Raw genomic sequence first — 21,843 nt, 5'->3', positions numbered from 1 at the left:
ATGAATCGCCCCGTCCTGCACATTGGCAACAAGCAGCTTTCAAGCTGGTCGCTGCGGCCCTGGCTGGCTCTGCGCAAGGCCGGGATTGCCTTTGACGAACATATGATTCCGCTTGATCGGCCGGAATCGCGCGCCGCGCTCGAGGCGGCTTCGCCCGGCGGCACCGTGCCGGTGCTGCAGACCGGCGGCGTGGCGATCTGGGATTCGCTGGCGATTTGCGAGTGGGCAGCGGAACACAATGCGGCCCTCTGGCCGTCAGATCCGGGCGTGCGCGGCCAGGCCCGCTCGGTCACGGCGGCGATGCATAGCGGGTTCTCAGCCTTGCGCAATGCCTGCCCGATGGATTTGGGCCGGCCAGCGGCGCCGATTACGCTCGATGAAGCGGTCCGCAAGGATGTCGCCGCGATCCAGGCGATCTGGGCCGCCGTGCGTCGCAGCGCTGACGGGCCCTTCCTGTTCGGGCGCTGGAGCATTGCCGACGCCTTCTACACACCGGTTGCGGCCCGCTTCCACCACTTCGCCATCACGCTCGACGCAGCGTCGCAAGCCTATTGCGATGTGCTTCTGGCCGATGAAGACTATCGCGACTGGTTCGACGCGGCGCAGCGTGAAGTCCTGCTGCTGCCTGGTTCCTCAGACGCCTGATCTCTGAACGGAAATGATTTGATGGATCTCAAAGCCGCCATTCGCACCATCCCGGACTTTCCCAAGCCGGGTGTCATGTTTCGCGACGTCACGACATTGATTGGCGATCCGCGGGCCTTTCGCATCGCGATCGATCAAATGGTCCAGCCCTGGGCCGGCGCCAAGATTGACCAGGTCGCCGGCACGGAGGCCCGCGGTTTCATCCTGGGCGGCGCGGTGGCGCATCAGCTATCGGTCGGCTTCGTGCCGGTGCGCAAGAAGGGCAAGCTGCCCTGGCGGACGCTGTCGGAGGAATATGAGCTGGAATACGGCACTGACACCATCGAGATCCATAATGATGCCGTCCGCGAGGGCGACCGGGTCCTGCTGGTCGACGATCTGATCGCCACCGGCGGCACGGCCGAAGCCTCGGTCAGACTGCTGCAGCGGGCCGGGGCGACGGTGGTCGGGGCCACCTTCATCATCGACCTTCCCGATCTGGGCGGGGCCAGGCGAATTGAGGCGATGGGCGTGCCGGTTTCCAGCCTGGTGTCCTACGAGGGGCATTGAGGGGCACCGGGACGGGCAAGCCGGATTGCCTGGCGGACCCGGATGATGCGCATTCAGTTTGACGGTCGCGGTTGCCGGACCGCAATGAAGGCCAGCGTGCCGGAGGCCAGACCGATCGCGATCGCGGCCACCACTAAACCGGCGGCAAGGGCGAAAGTGGTCTGCACCCCACCCGTGATCGCCTGCGCACCGGCCGCCGTCAGATCACCACTCCCTGCGGCCATGGCGAAGACCGATCCCATGACCGACGCGCCCGTCACCAGGCCGAGATTGCGTGACAGGCTGAGCAGGCCGGACACCACGCCGCGTTGATCCGCGCTGGCTGTCATCATGACGGCGGTATTATTGGCCGCCTGGAATAATTGATAGCCGGGCGTCAGGACGGCGATGGCTGCAATGAAGCCGGCCACTCCGAACAGCTGCGGCAGCAGGGACAGGCCGGCCGCGCCGGCCGCCATCGCGACGAGGCCAAGGGTGGCGACACGTGGTGCACCGAGACGGTCGACGATCCGGCCGGCGGGGACGCCGCTGAAAATCGAGATGACCGGCCCGATCGACATCACGAGGCCTGTGACAGCGTCCCCGAGTCCCAAGGCACGGGCAAGATAGAATGGGCCGACCAGCAGTGTCGCCATCATCACTGTTGCCACCAGCGCGTTCATGAGAAGACCGGCGCTCAGGACCCGGGTCCGGAAGGCGGCGAGCCGGATCAGCGGTGCGTGAGCATTGGACTCATGTCGAAGAAACAGGGCGAGCCCGAGCGCGGCTGTCAGCAGCATGGCCAGGTGAAACCGATCGAAGGCTCCGCTTCCCGTCGTCATGCCGAGGGCATAGGCGGCGAGTGTCATTCCAAGCAAGGCGGTGCCCAGACCGTCAAACCGGGTCCAGCCGGCCTTGACCGGGTGTCCGCCTGTTCCGGCGGGAAGGTGACGCCAGGCGAGGATGAGGGCGAGGACGGCCATTGGCAGCATGACGAGAAAAATGGCTCGCCAGCCAAAGCCGGCAATCAGGATGCCGCCGAGCGACGGGCCGATCGCTGTTCCGACCGCCGACATGGTGCCGAGCAGGCCCATCGCGCTACCGGTGCGTTCTTCGGGAACCGTGCCGCGGACGAGCGCGACCGTGAGCGCCATCAAGATTGCCGCCGCGATCCCCTGCAGCGCGCGTGCGGCGATCAGCACCCAGAGTGCCGGCGCAAGGCTGCACAGAAGCGAGGCCGCCATGAAGATCGCCAGCCCGGCCAGCAATATCCGCCTGTGCCCAAGCATGTCGCCGAGACGGCCGGCGCTGACCACCATGGTGGTAACGGCCAGCAGATAGGCGAGGACCACCCACTGGACTTCGGGAAAGGGCGCTGCAAATGCCTGCGCCAAAGCGGGCAGGGCGATATTGGCAATGCTCACCCCCATCGATGAGAGCAGCATGCACAGGGCCAGGCCGGTGATTGCCCAGGGCGTTGATCGGGTGTGGCGCAGTCGCGTATCCGTCGTCATTTCCGTGTGTCCTCTTGCCGGAATAGTCCGGAAGCGCGACGATACGTCTTCAAGTTCACTTGAGGTCAAGCATGAAAATTCTGGACATTGGCGAGGTCGCGCAGCTGAGCGGTACACCGGCTTCGACGCTGAGGTATTATGAGGAGATCGGCCTGATCGCCTCGGTTGGCCGTCACGGTCTGAGGCGTCAGTTCGGGCCGGAGACGCTGCTGCAGCTCTCGCTCATTTCACTGGGACAGTCGGCGGGGTTTTCGCTGCGCGACATCGCCGGCATGTTCGGCAAGGATGGTGGACCGGATCTGCCGCGCGCCGAACTTCGTGCGCGTGCCGACGCGCTGGACCGCCAGATCCGCAATCTCACCGCCCTGAGGGACGGGCTGCGCCATGTCGCCGATTGCCCGGCACCTTCGCATATGGAATGCCCGACATTCCAAAGGCTGGTGACGGTTGCGGGACGGCGGCGGAAGACGCGGGCCGGCCCGTGAGAATCTGCTTCAACCCGGGCCACCTCGCCTGTTAGCCTGTCGCAAATTGTCAGGGAGCAATACAATGTTTATCGGTCACTACGCGCCAGCCTTTCTTGGCAAACGCATCGCCAAAACCGTTCCGCTCTGGGTGCTGTTCGCCGCCGTTCAGCTGGTGGATATTGCCTGGGGCATATTCATCGCGACCGGCATCGAGCATGTCCGGATCATCGAAGGGTTCACGGCCTCCAACAGTCTCGACCTCTATGACATGCCGTGGACGCACAGCCTGGTGATGGCGCTGGTCTGGTCTCTCGGTGCCGGCTGGCTCTGGAGTCTGATCGCCCGCAAGCAGAAACGGCTCGGCGGTATCGTCGTCGGTGCGGCGGTGTTCTCGCACTGGCTGACCGATCTGATCGTGCACGTGCCTGATCTGCTGCTCTATCCCGGCTCCGACATCAAATTCGGTTTCGGCCTGTGGAATAATTTCCCGCTCGCCATGGGTCTGGAGCTGACGATCTTCCTCGGCAGCATGGCGATCTATCTGACGGGCACGCGCGCCAGGGGCGTCTTCGGCCGCATCTGGCCTTTCATCGCCTCATTCCTGCTGCTCGGCCTGTTCTATCTCGGCATGACCACCCCGCCGCCGGACGACATCGCTGTCGCGGGATACTCCGCCGTTGGGATGTACGCCGTCATCTGTGCCATCGCCGCCGGCTTCGATCTGACGCGGACCGCAAAATAGCAAAGGGCCGCTCCGACGCCATGGTCGGAGCGGCCCTGCTTGCCCGGCGCGACGCCTAGCGATTTGTGATCAGTTCGCGGATATCGGTGGTGAAATCGACCAGCGAGGGCTGGTGGATATACATCATGTGGCCGGCTTCATAATATTTGAAATGGACCCGATCCTGATCGAAACCCGGCTGGTTGAACATCAGTTCGGCGGCGAAGAAGGGGGTCGCCAGGTCGTAGTGACCTTGGGCGACCAGTACCTGGAGATCGGAGTTTTGCCGCATCGCCCGGGCAATCCAGGGCGCAACATTGATATAGCTATTGCCGCCCGACTGGCCGGTATCCCAGTTCCAGCCGCGGACCCCGCCAATGGTGGAATAATATTCGGTGATATCGACGCCGAGGGTGCGGGAGAAATAGTCCAGCATGGACGCGGTATAGCTGCCATCAATGCCGTAGAAGCTCGGATCCTGTTCCGGGCTGTCGCCGACACCGTCGACTTCGTGGCCGGTATAGCGGCTGTCGAGACGTCCGACCGAGAGGCCCTGGTCGCGCAGCAATTCGCGTTGGAAGCGGCGCAGGGAGACGCGCAGATTGGCCCGTTCGAGGAAACTCTCCGACAGGCCGGTGAATTGCGACAGCTCGCTCACAATGCGGGCCTTGCGTTCGGCCGGCAGGGTCACGCCATGCATCAGGGCCGGCATGTATTCCTCGATGGCGAAGGTGCGGGCGGCATCGAGGAAAGTATTGATATCATTGTCCCAGGCGGAACGGTCTACGCGGCCATGATACCAGGCTGTGGCGGCAAAGCCGGGCATCAGGCCGACATAGCCGACATCATTGCCGTCCGAAGTGTCGTCGAAGCGGAAATCGAGCACGGTGGAAATCAGTGCGACACCATTGATCGAGACATCGGTGAAACCGCCTTCGAGCTGGTTGAGCAGGGCGCCAATTCGCAGCGTGCCATAGCTTTCGCCGAGCAGGAATTTCGGTGAATTCCAGCGCTGGTGCTCGCTCAGCCACATGCGCATGAAGGCGGCGAGGCTTTCGGCATCCTCGTCGACGCCCCAGAACTCGCTGCCCTCATGATCGCCGAGCGGACGGCTCCAGCCGGTACCCACCGGATCGACGAAGACCAGATCGGCAACGTCCAGAATTGAATAGATATTTTCGACAACATCATAGGGTGCCGCGCCGTCATCCTGGACGTCGGGGAGGACCAGGCGTTGCGGTCCGAACACGCCCATATGCAGCCAGAGACTGGCCGAGCCCGGCCCGCCATTGAAGACGAAAGCGACCGGCCGGGTGCGTGGATCGGTGGTGCCGTCAGCGATATAGGCGGTGGAGAAGATCGAGGCGGTCGGATTGCCGTCCTCGTCGAGCAGGTAGGTTTCGCCGGCCGTCGCGGTATATCGCACACGTTGACCGTTAACCGTCACCTGGCCGCGCGTTTCATAGCTGCGAGCCTCCGGTGTGTTTGCCGTATCCTGCCCGTAGGCCGGAACGGACAGGCAGGCCAGACTCAAGGCGGCGGCCAGGACTTTGATCATGTCATTTCCCCTCATGGTTTGTGGCGAGCTTAGCGCGCACCAGAATGGAGACAAAGTTACGGTTTGGTTGGCTGTGAGCTAGCGCGGCTTCTCGACCAGCAGGGTCTTGGGCCGGCGTTCGCGGGCCGTCTTGAACAGCTGGAAGCTCTGATTGACGAAATTGGTCACATCCGTGAGCGAGGCAATAAAGCTGAGCAATTCCGGCGTGCGTTCCGCCTCGACCAGCCGCACCGGTGCCGACGGATCGGGTGTCTCGAAGCGGACGTAGAAGAGCGGGTCGCCGCGCTTCAGGATCAGGTCCTTCGACAGGTCATGCCATTCAAACGCCCACATGTGCTGGCGCGGCCAGACATCGATCGGGAAACGGCCGCACAGCATCACGCCCGGGCGCTGGGCCGGCATGTAGTGCAGGAAGGGCGGGAACTGGTTCACATAGACCGGATCGTCCGAGACGAAGACGAAGGGCGTCGCGATCTGCAGCATGGGCCGGCTCGGATGGCGCCATTCATTTTGCGGCGACAGGGCCATTATGGATTGCAGCCCGGCCGGACGGGTCGAGGCCATCGGGCCGTCGACATTGGTCATTTGAAGCTGGCCCTGGGCGTTTTGCTGCATGCGCAGATGCAGATCGATGGGGCAATTGATTGCGAAATGGCGCCGGTCGAATTCAATCGCTGCCGGGCAGACCGTCGCCGATTTCGATGTGGTCGGCTTGGGGACATCGAAGCTGACGGGCTGCGGCGCGTCCCAGATCAGGCTCGCTTTCTCTTCCTTGAACAGCCAGCCGATCTTGTAGCGGCGCCGGGTGTTGAACTCGGCATCACGCTGCATTTGCCGGTAGAGTTTCACGAACATCCAGCTTCACCCCTTCTGAAACAGGCGGTCAGCCTAGGGCAAGCCTGCCGTCGAATCGACCGCCGATTCAGCTCATGCGGGCCGCGTCGCGTGATGGAATTGCCGCTGCGTCCGCGCTATAGCCCGACCATGAATTATCGTCACGCCTTCCACGCCGGAAATTTCGCCGATGTCGTCAAGCACGCCATCCTCGCGCTTTGCCTCGAGCATCTCGGGTCCAAGGACAAGCCCTATCGGGTGATCGACACCCATGCCGGGATCGGGGCCTATGACCTGACGTCCGACGAGGCGGCCCGCAGCCCCGAATGGGTCGAGGGGATTGGCCGCATTCTCGGTGCCGACATGCCCGATGATGTCGCCGCAGCGCTCAAGCCCTATCTCGACCTTCTGGCCGCGATGAATCCCGGCGCCCTGACCGAATATCCCGGCTCGCCGGAGATCTCGGCCCGCATCGCACGCCCGGTCGACCGGATCCAGCTGTGCGAATTGCACGAGACCGATGCGCGCACGCTTGAGCGGCGCTATGCCCGCGATGGCCGCGTCAAGGTCGAGCATCGCGATGGCTACAAGGCGCTGACCGGTCTGGTGCCGCCGAAGGAGAAGCGCGGTCTGGTGCTGATCGATCCGCCCTTCGAGGATCGCGACGAACTGGCCCATATGGCCGAAGCCGTGATGCCGGCCCTGAAGAAATGGCCGACCGGGACCTATGTTTTCTGGCGCTCGCTGAAGAATCTCTGGGCCGCCGACCGGTTCGACAATGGCCTCGCCGAATGGCTGATCACGGAACAGGGTTTCGAGCCGGAAAAAATCTTGCGCGCCGATCTGTGGATCCGCGACCTGGCCAGCGAAGGCAAGCTCGCCGGCGCCGGGGTGATCATCATCAATCCGCCCTGGCAGCTGGAGGAGAAACTCCTCGCTCTGCTGCCCTGGCTCGCCGAAACCCTCGCCCAGGGCGATGGCTATGGCTGGCGGCTTGATGGCGCCCTGACCGAAGAAGATGTCGAAGAGGCGGACGAGGACTAGTTTCCCGGCGCCCCGACTGGGTTTCAGACTGATCTCGCGCGGACGCCCCGCCAATCGGCCGAGCTTCGTCGATTGGCGCTATTCAGCTAGCGCAGCAGGCAGCGCATGAATCGCCAATCATGATGCAGCGCTTCGGGCACCTCGGCCCCGGGATAGGGCGGGATATCGACGAAGCCCGCCGCTTCATACAGGCGATGAGCCGAGGTCATGAATGGGCCCGTGTCCAGCACCAGCTCCCGGTAGCCGAAGGCGCGTGCGTCCTGCACGAGCCGGTCCAGGACCTTCGCCCCCACGCCGCCGCCCCGGACAGTTTCGGAGACATAGATGCGTTTGATCTCAGCCACGCCTTCGCTCACCTGGCGCAGCCCTCCCATGCCGATAGCGGTATCGCCGTCCAGAGCAAGGTAGAAGACGCCGGTCGGCGGCGTACCTTCGCACAGCTTGTCCAACGCGCCATCGACATAGGCCGGGATGGTCGTGCCCAGCAGCCCTGCCAGCGACAGCGCGAACCGTTTTTCCACCTCCGCAGCAGCCCAGTCGAGATAGGCGACATTGAAGCGTGTGAGTATCTCCCGATGGCGTCCCAGATTGACTTGTTCGAACTGCAAATTCATTGGCTTTCCCCCGGGTATCCTGCCGGAAGAATGTATTCACTGACCAAGGGTCGCTACAAGGCGGTATTCCATTTATGAATTCCCGACCTGGCCAGCTCGGAAAGATCAATCATGCCGCACCCCTATCTCATTCTCGATGTCTTCACCGACCAGGCCTTCTCGGGCAATCCGCTCGCCGTGGTGTTCGAGGCGGATGATCTCGACGAGGTCGCGATGCAGGTCATTGCCGCCGAGTTCAATCTGTCGGAAACCGTCTTCATCACCGAGCCGAAAGGCCAGGAGGCGGATTACGGCCTGCGCATCTTCACGCCGAAAACCGAATTGCCCTTCGCCGGACACCCCACCGTCGGCGCCGCTGTTGCGCTGGCGCTGCAAGCCGGCGGCGAGCCGGGCAAGCGCCGTCGCTATGTGCTCGAAGAGACGGTTGGCGATGTCACCACCGATGCCCGCTATGCCAGTCCGGTCCAGGGCTCAGCGCGCTTCTTCGCGCCCAGGCTTCCCGAACATCTCGGCGAATTGCCGGAGCTGGAAGCGATCGTCGAGGCGCTTGGTCTCAAGGCCGGTGATTATCTGCAGACCCCGGTGCAGGGCGGCATCTGGTCGGCCGGCGTGCCCTACGCCATCGTGCCGGTGCGCTTCGCCGAGAGCATGGCCGATATCCGTCTCAACACGGTGGCTTTCGACGAGGCATTCGGCGGCGGCGCGGAGCCGGTGGCGGCCTTCGTGGTCGCCAAGGCCTCGTCGACCGAGCACACCACCGATTGGCGCGCCCGCATGTTCGCGCCCAATCTCGGCCTGATGGAAGATCCGGCGACCGGTAGCGCGGCGGCGGCTTTTGCCGGCCTGCTTGCCGAGCAGGGCGGGCTGGGCGATGGCGATCATTCGGTCAGTATCTATCAGGGCCTGGAGATGGGCCGGCCGAGCCATATCCGGATGCTGCTGCGCATCGAGGGCGGCAAGCTGACCGAGCTGATGATCGGCGGCGAGGCCGTGAAGGTGGCTGAAGGCGTGCTGCTCTGATCTGCCCGGGCTAACCCAGGGGCCGAACCGTAAACACATCATTATCGAGTACGCGCGGGATGATCACCCGCAGGAAATGCGTCGCATAGCGGCGAAGGAAGCGGTCTCCGCCCGCAGCCGAGCTGGGCGAATGCGTGCGCAGGCGTATCAGTCCGCTGCCCTCGCGCGCATCCTTGGAGAAATAGGCGATCTTGTCGCCCGGCGAGGCGGCAGTAATCGCGGCGGCCAGGACCGGTTCATAGGCGCGGGTCAGTGTCTTGCGCAGGAAGCCCTCGCTTTGCAGCAGGGCGCGGCGGTCAATGTGCAGGACCCGCCGTTCGCTATTGCGGCGATTGCGGTGGGCGGCCTTGATCAGATTGTTGTGGGCATCGATCTCAACCCGGGTGATCGGCTTGCCGCTCGTGACGCTGTTCCGGCCCGAGACTTTGGGCGCTGTCAGCCAGAGCTGGTAATCGGTGACCGGCAGGCCGGTTTCGTCGACGGCATCGACGACGATCTGGTAGAATTCATTGAAGCGGCTCTTATTGGCGCTGGCGCGTCCAAGGATGCGCTCACGCAGGGCGTCGGCCTCCGCGCCATCCTGGGCCAGCTTACGCGTCTCGTCGCATATGGCGGCCCACCGCTCCGCAGCCTGGAGATAGGCCGCTGCGGTCTTCACCGACAGCGCGCCCAGGATCAATTGCGACAATTGGCCAGCCGTCGCCGTGTCCCCGGATTCGCTCCATTTGGCCGCGGGGCGCAGGATTGTGAGGTGATGCCGGTCGGGCAGGACGGCGAAGGGCGTCTTGTCGGGCCCGCGCCGGGTCCATTGTGTCAGTTTCGGCTCGGTCAGCGAACCGGTGGTGAAGTCGACGGTCAGGCCCTGCGGGTCGATATTGGCGCTGGCGATCCGCACCGTGCCGTCCCAGGCCTCCTCACCGAGGATCTGGGTGCCGGGGATCTGGCAGGCGCCGACGATGACGAAGGGGCGGGTGCCGGTGGCCGAGAAGGGGCTGGTGGTCTCGCCATCGGGCGAAAGCCGGTCGACCAGGGCGATGTCCTGTTGCGCGCAGGCGCCGAGCTCGAGCGCGTGCAGGAATTCCGTGCCGGTCTGGAAACCGCGCTTCCAGCCCTTGATCACCCGCGTCAGCAATGAGCGCCCCAGCGTCGCCAGCGGCGAGCCGAAATTGGCGGGCGCCAGCATCAGCAGATTATCGACGGGTGCACCGCCGGCCGGATAGATATCGGCCAGCCAGCGCCGGGCCACCAGGGCGCCGGTGGAGTGGACGATCAGGTGAAAGCGGGCTGGCAGGCGTCCATCGGCCTGCATTTCGGCAATCACGGCCTGCATGCGCCGCGCCGAATCTGCGACCCGGACATCGTCGGACATGGACGGGTAGCCGCCGAGAAACAGGTCGGCGATCTGATAGCCGTGTCCGGTCAGGAAATGCCCGATCTCGGCCATGGATTTATCGGACGCACTCCAGCCATGGATCAGCAACACATGTCCGGGCATGGCAAGGCCTCACGCGATTGCGAAGCATCCAGACTAGCACAGCCTCAGGGTGTGGGCGAGCCCTGCCGACGCGGGGCGCTAGTATTCGTCCTCGGCACTGTCCCACCAGGGATGCCAGTCGGGCAGGTCGGTGGAGACCCTGAGCGGGAAATCCGGTGAGCGTTTCTCGAGGAAGGACATCACGCCTTCCTTCGCATCCGGGCCGATGCCGGCCTGAAGAATGCCACGCGTCTCCACCCGATGGGCCTCCATCGGATGGCTGGCGCCGAGCATACGCCAGGCCATGCGCCGCATCAGGGCAACGGAGACCGGCGCACAACGATCGACGATCTCCTTCGCCCGCTTGCGCGCTTCGGGCATCAGGTCGACGGCCGGCACGACGCGGGTCACCAGACCGGATTCGAAGGCTTCGGCGGCGCTGAAAGTGCGGCCGGTCAGGCCCCAATCCATCGCGGTCGAAATCCCCACCACCCGCGGCAGGAACCAGCTGGCGCAACCATCCCAGACAATGCCACGCTTGGAGAAGGGGTAGGCGAATTTGGCCTCGATCGAGGCCAGGCGGATATCCATGGGCAGGATCATCGTCGCCCCGATCCCGACCGAGGCGCCATTGATGGCGCCGATCACCGGCTTGAGACTGTCCCAGATGCGCAGGTTGAGCTTGCCGCCGGCATCGCGCCATTTCGGATCGGCAGCGTCGAACGCGCCGCTCTCCTGCGACTGCCCGATCAGATCGAAAGTCTCGGCCCCCATCGACAGGTCGGCACCGGCACAAAAGGCGGGCGGTTCGCCGGTGACGATGACGGCGCGGACATCATCATCCCCATCGCTGGCATCGAAGGCGGCGATCAGCTCATCGCCCATCTCATAGGTGAAGGCGTTGAGCCGGTGCGGCCGGTTCAGCGTGATGGTCGCGACATGGTCCTCGACCGCATAGGTGATGGTGTTGAAGGTCATGGCGGCGAATCCCCGTTGGCAAGCGGGTACACGCTAGCAGAGCGGCGGCGTGATGCCACCCGCCGGGCCGGCGTCAGGCCGGCGTGTCCGGCGCCGCTTCATCCTCGTCGCTATTGGCGAACAGGCGTCCGCGCTCGGTGACCAGCACGACAATGATCGTCAGCCCGCCCATCGCCGCCTGACCCATCACCAGCGGCACCGGTGTGCCGTCATAGAGCTGGCCGATATAGGCGCCGGCGAGCGCGGCGAGGACGCCGGTCATGAAGCCATAGGCCGCCGACGCGGTCCCCGCGATATGGCCCACCGGCTCCATCGCCAGGGCGCTGAAATTGGCACCGATCAGGCCGAGCAGGGCCATCGCCGCCGCCAGCATGATGATGAAGACCAGAAGATTGTCGACACCGGCCATCAACATGCCGGCATGGGCGGCGCTGATCACGGTGAAGGCGATCAGGGCCCAGTGCGACAGGCGGCGCTGACCCAGCCGCATCACCAGCCGGGAATTGGCATAGCTGGTCACGCCCATGCCCAGTGCGATGGCGGCAAAGGCGAGGGGAAATTTGTCGCCCAGGTCGAAATGCTCGGCGAAGATCTGCTCCGATGACCCGAGAAAGGCATAGAGCCCGCTGAAGAAGGCGGCGCCGGCCAGGGTATAGCCCAGGGTCAGACGCGTCGTCATCGCCTCGGCAAAGGCATGGTAGGAATTGCCGAAGCCCAGCTTTTGGCGGAATTCCGGGTGCAGGGTCTCCGGCATGCGGAAATGCAGCCAGACCATCAGGCCGAAGGCGAAGATCAGCAGGAAGCCGAAAATACCCTGCCATGGCAGAACAAAGAGGATGAGCTGCCCGAGGCTGGGGGCCAGTACCGGCACGGCCATGAAGACGGTCATCACCATCGACATCACTTCGGCCATGCGCCGGCCCGAGGTCAGGTCGCGGGCAATCGCCGTGGCGATGACACGGCAGGCCGCCGCTGCTGCGCCCTGGAATACGCGTGCCACCAGCAGCATCTCGAAACTCTGCGACAGCATGCAGACCAGGGTGGCGACAAGGAAGAGGCCCAGCGCACCGAGAATGACGGGCTTGCGGCCATAGGCATCGGAGAGCGGGCCATAGACCAGCTGCGCACCGCCAAAGCCGAGCAGATAGGTCGTGATGACATATTGGCGGTCATTGCTGTGGGCGGTGCCCAGATCGGCGGCGATATTGCCCAGCGCCGGCAGCATCATGTCGATTGCCAGCGCGACCACCGCGGTCATCGCGACCAGCAGGGCCACCAGCTCGCCCAGCTTCATGCTGGCAGGATCGGGCACAGGCGTGGCTATCGATGACATTGGTGCCCCTCTCATGTGCGTGCCCAGGCGGCAGACATGCGCAAGGATGGCGGCGGTTGCAAGACACCAACTGTGCTCGGGCCGCTCAGCTGCGGGCGGGATTGTAGAAAATATTGAGCTGGAAGCTCTGGGCGATCCGCATTGCGCGGTCCATCAGGGCCTCGGTCGCCGCGTCGCCGGCCCCGATCTCGCCGAGTGTTTGCCGGAACAGGCCAAGCCAGCGCTGGAAATGCTCGGGGGTGAGGCCTTTCAGTTTCATGTGGGCGGGCATCGGGCGTCCGGTATAACTGCCCTCCTGCAGCATGACCGAGCGCCAGAAGCTTTTCAGCTTCGCCAGGTGCGCATCCCATTCCGCTTCATCACCGATCTCGGCTTCGAAGATCGGCCCCAGCAGTGGCTCCAGGCGGATATGGCCGTAGAAGCGATCCACGAGATCGGAAATCAACGCCGCATCGATGGCGCGGTTTCGCGGCATGGGGGCGTTTCCGTCCGGCATGGCTAACCAAACACCCGTCGCAGGATGTCGGTGCCACGACGCACCGGGTCCTGGCGGATGGCGCGCTCTTCCTGGCCAATATAATGGAAGACGCCATCGATCGCCCGGCTGACAGCATGATCGGTCACCGTGTCGCGCAGCGATCCGGTGGCGCTGCGATTGCCGAACAGGCTGCCAAGCAAATTCTGGCCGCCCGAGATTTGCGGTTCCACCGCATCAACAGCGCGATAGGCGCCCGATCCGGTCAGCGCGCTTTCCATCGAGGGGCGTAGCAGGCCGGTCAGGCGGCGCTCGCTGCGGCCGCGCAGAAAATCGGTAGCCGCTGTATCGCCGCCGCGGACAATGGAGACAGCATCGCCGACCGTGATCGACTGGATTGCATCATTGAAGATCCGGCCGGCCTCGGGCATCGCGGCTTCGGCCGAGCGGTTGATGCGCAATTCCAGATCATCGACCGGGCCCGACATGCCGACGCGCCGCAGCTGCGTCTGCAGGCTGGCGATATTGCGGGGCAGGGGAATGTGAACGGCCGGGTCGGCAAAGAACCCGTCCGTCTGACCCAGCCGGTTCGTGGCCAGGCGCGCGGCAGTGTCGAGCGCGGCGCGAATGCCCGACCGGGCATCGCCCTGGCTCAAACGGCCATAGCCTTGGGCGAAGGCCGCCGGGGCCAGGCCCAGGGCAAGGGTGGAAAGGATAAATTGGCGTCGCAGCATGACAGTCCTCCTGGGCCTTGTATGACACGAGCGGCTTGAACCGGACTTGAACAGTCCGGCAGCCTGGGTGCGGCCCGTCAGGCCTTCTTGACGAATTCCGATTTGAGCTGCATCGCGCCGACGCCGTCAATCCGGCAATCAATATCGTGATCGCCCTCGACCAGGCGGATATTCTTGACCTTGGTGCCAACCTTCACCACCAGGGAAGAGCCCTTGACCTTGAGATCCTTGATCACCGTCACTGTATCGCCGTCGGCCAGCTCGGCCCCATTGGCATCGCGCCAGACCGGCCCGGTCTCGGCCGCAGCCGCCGCCGGCCATTCATGCGCACACTCCGGACAGACCAGCAGGGGACCGTCCTCATAGGAATAGGCGCAGGCGCATTTCGGGCAGGGGGGCAGTTCGGACATGGGTGGCTCCGCAGGCTGGAATGGCGGGGCCAGGCTCGGTGCGAGCCCGGCCGGATCCGCCACTAAACGTTAAACCGGAAATGCATCACATCGCCGTCCTGGACGACATATTCCTTGCCCTCGGCGCGCATTTTGCCGGCTTCCTTGGCGCCGGATTCGCCGTTACAGGCCACGAAATCCTCATAGGCGATGGTCTCGGCGCGAATGAAGCCTTTTTCGAAATCGCCATGAATGACGCCGGCGGCCTGCGGTGCGGTCCAGCCTTCATGGATGGTCCAGGCGCGGGCCTCTTTCGGGCCGACGGTGAAATAGGTCACCAGGTCGAGCAATTTGTAACCGGTATGAATCAGGCGATCGAGGCCGGCTTCGTGCAGGCCGAGCTCCTCGAGATATTCGGCGCGCTCCTCATTGGCGAGCATGGCCAGTTCGGCTTCGATACGGGCGGAGATGACGACGGCCTCGGCGCCCTCTTCGGCGGCGCGCCTGGTGACGACTTCCGAATAGGCATTGCCGGTGGCGGCATCATCCTCGCCGACATTGGCGATGAAGAGGACGGGCTTGGTGGTCAGCAATTGCAGCCCGCGCCATGCCTTCTCGTCATCCTTGGCGACCTTGGCGAAGCGGGCCGGGCGGCCTTCGGTCAATTCGGCCAGGGCCAGGTCGATCAGCGGGATCAGCGCCTTGGCTTCCTTGTCGCCGGACTTGGCCTTCTTCTCGAGACCCGCCTTGCGCTTCTCCAGGCTCTCCAGATCGGCCAGCATCAGCTCGGTCTCGACGGTTTCCAGATCGGCCAGCGGATCGACCTTGCCGGCCACATGGGTAATGTCGTCATCATCGAAACAGCGCAGCACATAGGCGATCGCATCGGTCTCGCGGATGGTGGCGAGGAATTTATTCCCCAGGCCTTCACCCTTCGAGGCGCCTTCGACCAGGCCGGCAATATCGACGAAATTCATCTTGGCTGGCAGGATTTCCTTCGAGCCGGCGATCGCCGCCAGTTTCAGCAGGCGTGGCTCGGGCACGGCGACATCGCCGACATTCGGCTCGATTGTGCAGAAGGGATAATTCGCAGCCTGGGCCGAAGCGGTTTGCGTCAGGGCGTTGAACAGGGTCGATTTGCCGACATTGGGCAGGCCGACGATACCGCATTTGAAACCCATGATGCTTGTCCTCTTGATACCGGGGCCGAAGGCCGCTCTTACGGGGCCGGAGCCTTGTGTGTCACGCGTGTCTGGAAGGCGTCAAACTCGCCGGATGCGAGCAGGTCGATCGAATCCGCGATGGCGTCAAGCAGGTCGATCAGCCAGACCTCGTCATGCTTGTCGAAATCAGACAGGACATAATCGGTGACGCGGTTACGGTCCCCGGGATGGCCGATACCGATGCGGCCGCGGCGGAAATCGGGGCCGAGCTGCTGGGTGATGGATTTGATGCCGTTATTGCCGGCCGCACCGCCGCCGGTCTTGAGCCGGAACTTGCCCGGATCGAGATCAAGCTCGTCATGGAAGACCACGACATTCTCCGGCGCGACCTTGAAGAAATTCGCGGCCTCGGCGACGCAGTTTCCGGAATTATTGTAAAAGGTCTGCGGCTTGAGCAGGAGCAGTTTTTTCGGGCCGGCGGCGGTGGATACCGTCAGCTCGGCGCACAGCCCCTTGAAGCGCTTGCGCCAGGGGCCGGCGCTCCAGGCCGCGGCAATGATATCCATCGCCATGAAGCCGACATTGTGCCGATTGCGCAGGTATTTGGGCTCGGGATTGCCGAGCCCTGCCAGGATCATCATCGTCGGCCGCCCTCAGGATCGGCCGGCGAGGATTACTCCTCGCCGCCTTCTTCTTCGACTTCAGCTGCGTCTTCGCCTTCGGTCTCATCCAGCTCGGTGAGAACGGCGCGCGAGCCCTGCAGCGTCGCGATGGTGAAGTCGCGGGTGATGGTTGGCTTGACGCCCTTTGGCAGGGTGATGGCCGACATGTGGATCGAATCGCCGATTTCGAGGCCGGTCAGGTCGACAGCGATGAATTCAGGGATGTCCGAAGCCGGGCAGAGCAGCTCAAGATCGTGACGCACGATATTGAGGACGCCGCCGCGCTTCAGAGCCGGGCAGGTTTCTTCATTCTCGAAGCGAACCGCGACATTGACGCGGATCTTGGTGCCGGCTTCGACGCGATAAAGATCGACATGCATCGCCCTGTCAGAGACCGGGTGGAACTGGATGTCGCGGGCAATCACCTTCTGGTTCTTGCCTTCATGGTTCAGCTCGAGGATGTGCGAGAGGAAATTGCCGCTCAGCAGGGCCTTGCGGATTTCATTGCCACGCAGATTGATCGAGACCGGACCCAGCGAGCCGCCATAGACGACGCCTGGAACCAGGTCTTCACGGCGGGCAGCGCGAGCCGCGCCCTTGCCAGTGCCTTCACGAACGTCAACGGTGAGAACGATGTTGGAGCTCATCGACCTGTTTCCTTAAATACAAACGCCGCCAGACCAAGCGGGCGGCGATTTTTCTTGGCATCGCGCCACGGTGTTATTTCGAGCGGCGGGCTATAGCGGATACCCGCGCGCCGCGCAACAGTGCGGGACGGGAAGAGTCAGCAATCGGGCAGTTTCTTCAGTCGAACAGCTTTGAGACGGATTCGTCATTGGCGATCCGGCGGATGGCTTCGCCGAGCAATGGCGCGACCGAGAGCCGGCGCACCTTGCTCGTCTGCGTCGAGCCGGGCAGCTCGGTGATGGAGTCTGTGATCACCACTTCCTTCAATGCAGACTTGGCAATCCGCCCCTGGGCATCATTCGACATGACGCCGTGGGACACATAGGCTGAAACCTCTGTCGCGCCGCATTTCAGCAACGCGTCGGCTGCGTTGCACAGCGTGCCGCCCGAATCGCAGATATCGTCGAACAGGATGCAGCGGCGGCCTTCGACATCGCCAATGATATTCATCACTTCCGACACGCCAGCCTTGGGGCGGCGCTTGTCGACGATGGCGATTTCGGCATCGAGCAGTTTCGCCAGAGCCCGGGCGCGCACCACGCCGCCGACATCGGGCGAGACAATCATAAGATTGTCGAGGCCATAGCGGCGGCGGATATCGTCCTCGATCACCTTGGTGGCGAAGAGATTGTCGGTCGGGATATCGAAAAAGCCCTGGATCTGGCCGGCATGCAGATCAATCGTCAGCACGCGGTCAGCGCCCGATTTGGCGATCAGATTGGCCACCAGCTTGGCGGAAATCGGTGTGCGGCCACCGGTTTTGCGGTCCTGGCGGGCATAGCCGAAATAGGGAATGACGGCGGTGATCCGGCGGGCACTGGCGCGCACCAGCGCGTCGGTGCAGATCAGCAATTCCATCAAATGGTCATTGGCGGGGCAGGAGGTCGACTGGATGATGAAGACATCCTCGCCGCGGACATTCTCGTCGATGCGGACGAAAATTTCACCATCGGCGAAACTCTCGATCTCGCTCGCCGTCAGCGGCGCGTCGAGATAATCGGCGATCGCGCGCGCGAGTGGCCGGTTGGATGTTCCGGACAGCAACTTCATGGCGGATAGCCCCTTGTCAATCGTGAGGCTGATTAACAGAGGCAGGGCCGGGATTGAAGCCGAAAGACTCAGTCTGCGGAGAATCCGGGCGGGGTGGCGAGGCCGGGACTGTCGAAACAGACCAGTTTGAACAGGCTTCCCATTTGCTGCTCATCGGTCAGACGCCAGACCTGACGGGCGATGACGCTGCGTTGACCGGGCTTGGACTGGGACAGTACGGCGGCGCGCGGTTCAATGCCGAGGCCGAGCAGGAAAGGGCCCTGCTCGACCGGTCCGTAGGCTGTGAGCCCGCCGTCACGGGCACAGCCGGTCAATGATTCGAAATCGACCCGCGCCGTCAGGTCGGCGGTGCCTGGCTGTTCCAAGGGTGGAACCTTGCGATGGGCCCGAATGGCCTGCAACGTGTCGCCGGGCTCGCTCTGGGCTGGGCCGTAATCGATCAGCAGGGCGCGGCCCGGATGATCGGCGAAACGGCTCGACAGGAGATCGACGATCTGCCGGTCACCGGGGCGCAATTCGACCAGGCTGTTGTCGGCCGCCTCGCGCAGCCGCTCCGGGATCAGGGCTTCATCAGGCCCGAGCGGCGGGCCGAGCACGAAGACGAATTCACCGCTATCGCTATTGTCGAGTCCGATCAGGCGTTCATGCCAGCGCCCGTCGCGCCGGATGGCCTGGCGCAGGGGGAGGCAGTCGAGAAATTCATTGCCGACAATGATGGACGGGCCAGGCGGCACGTTTTCGAGCCGGTCGATCCAGCGGATCTGGGCGCCGCTGGGGCCGAGCGTGGCAGCCTGCACGGCCTTCAGGGCGGCGCTCGCCTCGATCAGCGTCACCTGTATGGCCGGCAACAGGCCCGGCACGGCGCGGCAGGCGCGAAGGGCATCGGCCAACATCGTGCCGCGGCCCGGACCGAGCTCGACCAGTTGCAACGGATCGGGCTTGCCCATATCGAGCCAGGACTGGGCGATCCACAGGCCGATCAGCTCGCCAAACATCTGGCTGATTTCCGGCGCGGTGATGAAATCGGCACCGGCGCCGATCGGATCCTTGGTGGCGTAAAACCCCTCGCTCGGATCGAACAGGGCCTGGGTCATGAAGGCGGCGACCGATATCGGTCCGCCCTGTGCGATGCGCTCGCGCAGCCGGTCGGCAATCATGATCAGGCCTTGCTGGTGGGCGTTGCGGTGCGGGTCAGGGCCCTGTGGACCAGCCAGGCACCGGCAATGATCATCGGGATGGAGAGCAGCATGCCCATGGTGACATGGCCGCGCAGGGCTTCGGGCATGTGCAGATCCGGTTCGCGGACGGTCTCGAGTACCGCCCGGAACAGGCCGTAACACATCAGGAAGAGACCGGAATTCAGCCCGGGCCGTTCGAGGGCGCGGAATTTCCAGGTCGCCAGATTGATGATCGCAAACAGGACCAGCCCCTCAAGCGCCGCTTCATAGAGCTGGCTGGGATGGCGTGGCAGACACAGGCGGTCACTGGCGAAGGTCATTGCCCAGGGCAGATCGGTCGGGCGGCCCCACAGCTCGCCATTGATGAAATTGGCAAGGCGTCCGAAGAAGAGGCCGATCGGGGTTACGACCGCCGCTGCGTCGCCGATGCGCAGCAGGTCGAGCTGGTTCCGGCGCGCATAGATGAAGAGCGCCAGCGCCACACCGATCAGCCCGCCATGGAAAGCCATGCCGCCCTCGGTTATGCCGGTCACGGTCCACAGCAGGCGTTCGATGACGCTGTCCGGGGTGATCATGCCGCCGCGCAGGCCGGTCGCCATATAATCCCACGCATAAAATACCACATAGCCCAGCCGGCCGCCGGCGATGACGCCCAGCGTCGCCCAGACCAGAAGGTCGTCGACCTGGAGCTCGGAGAAGGGCGCTTTCGGCTTCTTTGTGCCCGGCGCATGCCAGATCGCCGGACGCCGCGACAGCAGTGTCATATAGCGCCAACCCAGCAGGAGGCCGGCGATATAGGCCAGCGCGTACCAGCGCAGGTCGAACCGCAGATCGAGGCCGAACACATCGAACGGGCCGATCGTGAACAGGATCGGGTCGATCAGATCGAAGCTGGAGGGGCAGTATTGCATGGGCGTTCCCGGAAAATAGATGCAGACTGGAGGCATCCACGCGTTGCGCTTTTGCCTCCCACGACGCATATAGACGGCTGTGAGACACACTAATGGCTTTCTTTGATGCAAACGCGCAACCCGCTTCTGAATGATTTCGCTGAACTGATGACGGATGCCTTCGGTGCCGCCCAGGCGGTCGGCGACGAAGCGCGTACGGCCATGCGTGCCCAGGCGGACCGTTTTATTGCCGATATGGATCTGGTCAGCCGCGAGGAATTCGATGTGGTGAAGGCGGCACTCGGGGCCGCGCGCGAAGAGATCGAAACGCTGAATGCGCGGCTCGCGGCGCTCGAGGCGGCCGGGGCAGCCAAGCCTGCGGCCCGCAAGCGCAAGCCCGCCGCAAAGAGCGCGGCGCCCAAATCCACAGACTGATTACCGCGCGAACGCGCTTTTTATTGCGCCTGCAGCGGCGCGGTCATACCGTCCTGGCGGTGTGAGTCGCCGCGCAGACGAAGGAGACTACGCCATGGACCTGATGTCAGACGAATACGCCCCGGCGGCATCCGATCCGCTCGATGCCGTCGAACAGGCCGTCATCGCCGAGCAATATCCCTATGACCGCGAAGAGAATGGCGAGCTGCACCTCAGCGTGCCGGGCGCCTGGCGCGATCATCAGATGTGGTTTGCCTGGCGGCCGGAGCTGGACGCGCTGCATATCTGCTCCAGCCTCGACCTGAAAGTGACCAGCAATCGTTTCCGCGATGTCTGCGAACTGGTGGCAAGACTGAACGAAAAGCTGTGGCTGGGTCATTTTGATGTCTGGGTCGAGGATGGCAGCGTGGTATACCGTCACGCGATCTCCCTGCCGGCCGGCGAAAATGTTTCACCGGCACAGGCTGCGACGATGATTGCCGCGGCCCAGGAGGCTGGAGAGCGTTTCTACCCGGCTTTCCACTTCCTGATCTGGGGTGGCAAGAATGTCGAGGAAGCAACCGCGGCAGCGATGTTCGAAACTGCCGGTGAGGCCTGACACAGACCATGACGACATCGACCAAGATTGCACTGATCGGCGCCGGCAATATGGGCGGCGCCCTGGTCGCGGGCTGGCTTCGCACCAAGCGTAGTGGTGTCGCGCCACAGGATTTGATCATTGTCGACCCGGCACCGTCTGACGCCGTTCAGGCCCTGATCGACCAATACCAGATCCGCCATGTTTTGGCTCCGAGCCTGGACTTGGCCGGTGTAGCCGACCTGATCGTTCTGGCGGTGAAACCGCAGGCGCTCGACAAGCTCGCGCCTCTGCTGGTGCCGTTGCTCAGCGCCGAATGCGGTGTTCTTTCGGTCATGGCCGGCATTACCATGACACGGCTTGCGACGATGTTCGGCGACCGTCCGCTGGTGCGTGCCATGCCCAATGCCGCTGCTGCTGTCGGTGCCGGGATCAGTGTCTGTGTCTCCAATGATGCCGGCCCGGCGATGGAAAAACTGACGACGAAATTGCTCAAGGTTGGCGGTGCGGTCGAATGGGTCACCGATGAGCGCCTGATCGGTGCCGCCACCGCGGTCTCCGGTTCGGGCCCGGCCTATGTCTTCCTGCTCGCTGAAGCGCTCGCCGGGGCCGGCTTCGCCGAAGGCCTGCCGCGCGAACTCGCCGACAAGCTGGCGCGCCAGACGATTATCGGCGCCGGCGCCCTGCTGGCCGGATCCGACAAGACACCCCAGGAATTGCGCCGCCTGGTGACCTCTCCGGGCGGAACCACCCAGGCCGCCATCGATATCCTGATGGGCGGAGGCGGCGGCCTGCCCGAACTGGTCCGCCAGGCCGTCTCGGCCGCCGAACGCCGCTCACGGCAAATGGGCGCCGAGCCGCCGGGACGGTAGC

At 63.9% G+C, this 21,843-nt stretch carries 25 protein-coding genes; 9 read left to right on the top strand and 16 right to left on the bottom strand.

Annotation, left to right across the window (positions count from 1 at the left end; translation table 11 throughout):
* Positions 1-645: a glutathione S-transferase family protein gene (locus AAC023_RS02290; protein ID WP_339737695.1), complete on the top strand. Its 645-nt coding sequence runs from the start codon at positions 1-3 to the stop codon at positions 643-645.
* Positions 646-666: 21 nt separating this feature from the next.
* Entirely contained in the window at positions 667-1,194 is a 528-nt protein-coding gene (locus tag AAC023_RS02285; RefSeq protein ID WP_339737693.1) for an adenine phosphoribosyltransferase, read from the top strand.
* Between the two features lie 53 nt (positions 1,195-1,247).
* Here AAC023_RS02285 and AAC023_RS02280 read toward each other — a convergent pair whose 3' ends face one another.
* A complete protein-coding gene (locus AAC023_RS02280) occupies positions 1,248-2,687 on the bottom strand; it encodes an MFS transporter (RefSeq protein WP_339737691.1) in 1,440 nt (479 codons plus the stop codon).
* 71 nt (positions 2,688-2,758) lie between these two features.
* On the opposite strand from AAC023_RS02280, the gene AAC023_RS02275 reads away from it, so the two are divergent.
* Both AAC023_RS02275 and AAC023_RS02270 read left to right on the top strand, forming a co-directional pair.
* The gene (locus AAC023_RS02275) at positions 2,759-3,172 is read left to right on the top strand and encodes a helix-turn-helix domain-containing protein (protein WP_339737690.1); all 414 of its coding nucleotides are present in this window, start codon (positions 2,759-2,761) and stop codon (positions 3,170-3,172) included.
* A 64-nt stretch (positions 3,173-3,236) separates the two neighbouring features.
* Positions 3,237-3,896: a hypothetical protein gene (locus tag AAC023_RS02270; RefSeq protein WP_339737689.1), complete on the top strand. Its 660-nt coding sequence runs from the start codon at positions 3,237-3,239 to the stop codon at positions 3,894-3,896.
* 55 nt (positions 3,897-3,951) lie between these two features.
* On the opposite strand, the gene AAC023_RS02265 is transcribed toward AAC023_RS02270, so the two are convergent.
* Both AAC023_RS02265 and AAC023_RS02260 read right to left on the bottom strand, forming a co-directional pair.
* The gene (locus AAC023_RS02265; RefSeq protein ID WP_339737687.1) at positions 3,952-5,433 is read right to left on the bottom strand and encodes a peptidase S10; all 1,482 of its coding nucleotides are present in this window, start codon (positions 5,431-5,433) and stop codon (positions 3,952-3,954) included.
* Positions 5,434-5,511: 78 nt separating this feature from the next.
* Positions 5,512-6,288, bottom strand: a complete 777-nt coding sequence (locus tag AAC023_RS02260; RefSeq protein ID WP_339737685.1) for a hypothetical protein — start codon at positions 6,286-6,288, stop codon at positions 5,512-5,514.
* 93 nt (positions 6,289-6,381) lie between these two features.
* On the opposite strand from AAC023_RS02260, the gene rlmJ reads away from it, so the two are divergent.
* Positions 6,382-7,311 carry a 23S rRNA (adenine(2030)-N(6))-methyltransferase RlmJ gene (gene rlmJ, locus AAC023_RS02255; protein ID WP_339737750.1) on the top strand — a complete coding sequence of 310 codons (930 nt, stop codon included), beginning with the start codon at positions 6,382-6,384 and terminating at the stop codon, positions 7,309-7,311.
* A gap of 86 nt (positions 7,312-7,397) precedes the next feature.
* On the opposite strand, the gene AAC023_RS02250 is transcribed toward rlmJ, so the two are convergent.
* The gene (locus tag AAC023_RS02250; protein ID WP_339737683.1) at positions 7,398-7,925 is read right to left on the bottom strand and encodes a GNAT family N-acetyltransferase; all 528 of its coding nucleotides are present in this window, start codon (positions 7,923-7,925) and stop codon (positions 7,398-7,400) included.
* Between the two features lie 111 nt (positions 7,926-8,036).
* Between AAC023_RS02250 and AAC023_RS02245 the strand changes: the two genes are divergently transcribed.
* Positions 8,037-8,945: a PhzF family phenazine biosynthesis protein gene (locus tag AAC023_RS02245; RefSeq protein WP_339737681.1), complete on the top strand. Its 909-nt coding sequence runs from the start codon at positions 8,037-8,039 to the stop codon at positions 8,943-8,945.
* A gap of 10 nt (positions 8,946-8,955) precedes the next feature.
* On the opposite strand, the gene AAC023_RS02240 is transcribed toward AAC023_RS02245, so the two are convergent.
* The 12 genes from AAC023_RS02240 to lgt form a co-directional block, all read right to left on the bottom strand.
* Positions 8,956-10,440 (bottom strand): hypothetical protein, encoded by a 1,485-nt coding sequence (locus AAC023_RS02240; RefSeq protein WP_339737679.1) that lies wholly within the window; start codon positions 10,438-10,440, stop codon positions 8,956-8,958.
* 78 nt (positions 10,441-10,518) lie between these two features.
* The gene (locus AAC023_RS02235; RefSeq protein WP_339737677.1) at positions 10,519-11,397 is read right to left on the bottom strand and encodes a crotonase/enoyl-CoA hydratase family protein; all 879 of its coding nucleotides are present in this window, start codon (positions 11,395-11,397) and stop codon (positions 10,519-10,521) included.
* Positions 11,398-11,470: 73 nt separating this feature from the next.
* Entirely contained in the window at positions 11,471-12,730 is a 1,260-nt protein-coding gene (locus AAC023_RS02230; protein ID WP_339737675.1) for a multidrug effflux MFS transporter, read from the bottom strand.
* A gap of 85 nt (positions 12,731-12,815) precedes the next feature.
* A complete protein-coding gene (locus AAC023_RS02225; protein WP_339737673.1) occupies positions 12,816-13,205 on the bottom strand; it encodes a group III truncated hemoglobin in 390 nt (129 codons plus the stop codon).
* A gap of 23 nt (positions 13,206-13,228) precedes the next feature.
* Entirely contained in the window at positions 13,229-13,939 is a 711-nt protein-coding gene (locus AAC023_RS02220) for a DUF4197 domain-containing protein (protein ID WP_339737671.1), read from the bottom strand.
* A 77-nt stretch (positions 13,940-14,016) separates the two neighbouring features.
* Positions 14,017-14,349 (bottom strand): zinc ribbon domain-containing protein YjdM, encoded by a 333-nt coding sequence (locus AAC023_RS02215; RefSeq protein ID WP_339737669.1) that lies wholly within the window; start codon positions 14,347-14,349, stop codon positions 14,017-14,019.
* Positions 14,350-14,411: 62 nt separating this feature from the next.
* Positions 14,412-15,509 (bottom strand): redox-regulated ATPase YchF, encoded by a 1,098-nt coding sequence (gene ychF, locus AAC023_RS02210; RefSeq protein ID WP_339737667.1) that lies wholly within the window; start codon positions 15,507-15,509, stop codon positions 14,412-14,414.
* Between the two features lie 38 nt (positions 15,510-15,547).
* Positions 15,548-16,132 (bottom strand): aminoacyl-tRNA hydrolase, encoded by a 585-nt coding sequence (pth, locus tag AAC023_RS02205; protein WP_339737665.1) that lies wholly within the window; start codon positions 16,130-16,132, stop codon positions 15,548-15,550.
* Positions 16,133-16,164: 32 nt separating this feature from the next.
* Positions 16,165-16,800: a 50S ribosomal protein L25/general stress protein Ctc gene (locus tag AAC023_RS02200; RefSeq protein ID WP_339737663.1), complete on the bottom strand. Its 636-nt coding sequence runs from the start codon at positions 16,798-16,800 to the stop codon at positions 16,165-16,167.
* Between the two features lie 157 nt (positions 16,801-16,957).
* Positions 16,958-17,890 (bottom strand): ribose-phosphate pyrophosphokinase, encoded by a 933-nt coding sequence (locus AAC023_RS02195; protein WP_339737661.1) that lies wholly within the window; start codon positions 17,888-17,890, stop codon positions 16,958-16,960.
* Positions 17,891-17,958: 68 nt separating this feature from the next.
* Positions 17,959-19,047 (bottom strand): SAM-dependent methyltransferase, encoded by a 1,089-nt coding sequence (locus AAC023_RS02190; RefSeq protein WP_339737659.1) that lies wholly within the window; start codon positions 19,045-19,047, stop codon positions 17,959-17,961.
* 2 nt (positions 19,048-19,049) lie between these two features.
* Entirely contained in the window at positions 19,050-19,979 is a 930-nt protein-coding gene (gene lgt / locus AAC023_RS02185; protein WP_339737657.1) for a prolipoprotein diacylglyceryl transferase, read from the bottom strand.
* Positions 19,980-20,084: 105 nt separating this feature from the next.
* Here lgt and AAC023_RS02180 point away from each other — a divergent pair, with 105 nt between their 5' ends.
* The 3 genes from AAC023_RS02180 (at position 20,085) to proC (ending at position 21,842) form a co-directional block, all read left to right on the top strand.
* Entirely contained in the window at positions 20,085-20,393 is a 309-nt protein-coding gene (locus AAC023_RS02180) for an accessory factor UbiK family protein (RefSeq protein WP_339737655.1), read from the top strand.
* A 94-nt stretch (positions 20,394-20,487) separates the two neighbouring features.
* Positions 20,488-20,991, top strand: a complete 504-nt coding sequence (locus AAC023_RS02175) for a YbjN domain-containing protein (protein ID WP_339737653.1) — start codon at positions 20,488-20,490, stop codon at positions 20,989-20,991.
* 8 nt (positions 20,992-20,999) lie between these two features.
* Entirely contained in the window at positions 21,000-21,842 is an 843-nt protein-coding gene (gene proC / locus AAC023_RS02170) for a pyrroline-5-carboxylate reductase (protein ID WP_339737651.1), read from the top strand.
* The last annotated feature ends 1 nt before the right edge of the window (position 21,843 follow it).

It is taken from the genome of uncultured Maricaulis sp. (assembly GCF_963976135.1).
Lineage (GTDB): Bacteria > Pseudomonadota > Alphaproteobacteria > Caulobacterales > Maricaulaceae > Maricaulis.
Note: the sequence above shows the minus strand (reverse complement) of the source record. Positions and strands in the feature narration are given on the sequence as shown.

What these genes read in the sequence shown, in the direction of transcription:
- AAC023_RS02290 (WP_339737695.1), top strand. Translation starts at nt 1, where the DNA reads ATGAATCGCCCCGTCCTGCACATTGGCAACAAGCAGCTTTCAAGCTGG.
- AAC023_RS02285 (WP_339737693.1), top strand. Translation starts at nt 667, where the DNA reads ATGGATCTCAAAGCCGCCATTCGCACCATCCCGGACTTTCCCAAGCCG.
- AAC023_RS02280 (WP_339737691.1), bottom strand. Translation starts at nt 2,687, where the DNA reads ATGACGACGGATACGCGACTGCGCCACACCCGATCAACGCCCTGGGCA.
- AAC023_RS02275 (WP_339737690.1), top strand. Translation starts at nt 2,759, where the DNA reads ATGAAAATTCTGGACATTGGCGAGGTCGCGCAGCTGAGCGGTACACCG.
- AAC023_RS02270 (WP_339737689.1), top strand. Translation starts at nt 3,237, where the DNA reads ATGTTTATCGGTCACTACGCGCCAGCCTTTCTTGGCAAACGCATCGCC.
- AAC023_RS02265 (WP_339737687.1), bottom strand. Translation starts at nt 5,433, where the DNA reads ATGATCAAAGTCCTGGCCGCCGCCTTGAGTCTGGCCTGCCTGTCCGTT.
- AAC023_RS02260 (WP_339737685.1), bottom strand. Translation starts at nt 6,288, where the DNA reads ATGTTCGTGAAACTCTACCGGCAAATGCAGCGTGATGCCGAGTTCAAC.
- rlmJ (WP_339737750.1), top strand. Translation starts at nt 6,382, where the DNA reads ATGGAATTGCCGCTGCGTCCGCGCTATAGCCCGACCATGAATTATCGT.
- AAC023_RS02250 (WP_339737683.1), bottom strand. Translation starts at nt 7,925, where the DNA reads ATGAATTTGCAGTTCGAACAAGTCAATCTGGGACGCCATCGGGAGATA.
- AAC023_RS02245 (WP_339737681.1), top strand. Translation starts at nt 8,037, where the DNA reads ATGCCGCACCCCTATCTCATTCTCGATGTCTTCACCGACCAGGCCTTC.
- AAC023_RS02240 (WP_339737679.1), bottom strand. Translation starts at nt 10,440, where the DNA reads ATGCCCGGACATGTGTTGCTGATCCATGGCTGGAGTGCGTCCGATAAA.
- AAC023_RS02235 (WP_339737677.1), bottom strand. Translation starts at nt 11,397, where the DNA reads ATGACCTTCAACACCATCACCTATGCGGTCGAGGACCATGTCGCGACC.
- AAC023_RS02230 (WP_339737675.1), bottom strand. Translation starts at nt 12,730, where the DNA reads ATGTCATCGATAGCCACGCCTGTGCCCGATCCTGCCAGCATGAAGCTG.
- AAC023_RS02225 (WP_339737673.1), bottom strand. Translation starts at nt 13,205, where the DNA reads ATGCCGCGAAACCGCGCCATCGATGCGGCGTTGATTTCCGATCTCGTG.
- AAC023_RS02220 (WP_339737671.1), bottom strand. Translation starts at nt 13,939, where the DNA reads ATGCTGCGACGCCAATTTATCCTTTCCACCCTTGCCCTGGGCCTGGCC.
- AAC023_RS02215 (WP_339737669.1), bottom strand. Translation starts at nt 14,349, where the DNA reads ATGTCCGAACTGCCCCCCTGCCCGAAATGCGCCTGCGCCTATTCCTAT.
- ychF (WP_339737667.1), bottom strand. Translation starts at nt 15,509, where the DNA reads ATGGGTTTCAAATGCGGTATCGTCGGCCTGCCCAATGTCGGCAAATCG.
- pth (WP_339737665.1), bottom strand. Translation starts at nt 16,132, where the DNA reads ATGATGATCCTGGCAGGGCTCGGCAATCCCGAGCCCAAATACCTGCGC.
- AAC023_RS02200 (WP_339737663.1), bottom strand. Translation starts at nt 16,800, where the DNA reads ATGAGCTCCAACATCGTTCTCACCGTTGACGTTCGTGAAGGCACTGGC.
- AAC023_RS02195 (WP_339737661.1), bottom strand. Translation starts at nt 17,890, where the DNA reads ATGAAGTTGCTGTCCGGAACATCCAACCGGCCACTCGCGCGCGCGATC.
- AAC023_RS02190 (WP_339737659.1), bottom strand. Translation starts at nt 19,047, where the DNA reads ATGATTGCCGACCGGCTGCGCGAGCGCATCGCACAGGGCGGACCGATA.
- lgt (WP_339737657.1), bottom strand. Translation starts at nt 19,979, where the DNA reads ATGCAATACTGCCCCTCCAGCTTCGATCTGATCGACCCGATCCTGTTC.
- AAC023_RS02180 (WP_339737655.1), top strand. Translation starts at nt 20,085, where the DNA reads ATGCAAACGCGCAACCCGCTTCTGAATGATTTCGCTGAACTGATGACG.
- AAC023_RS02175 (WP_339737653.1), top strand. Translation starts at nt 20,488, where the DNA reads ATGGACCTGATGTCAGACGAATACGCCCCGGCGGCATCCGATCCGCTC.
- proC (WP_339737651.1), top strand. Translation starts at nt 21,000, where the DNA reads ATGACGACATCGACCAAGATTGCACTGATCGGCGCCGGCAATATGGGC.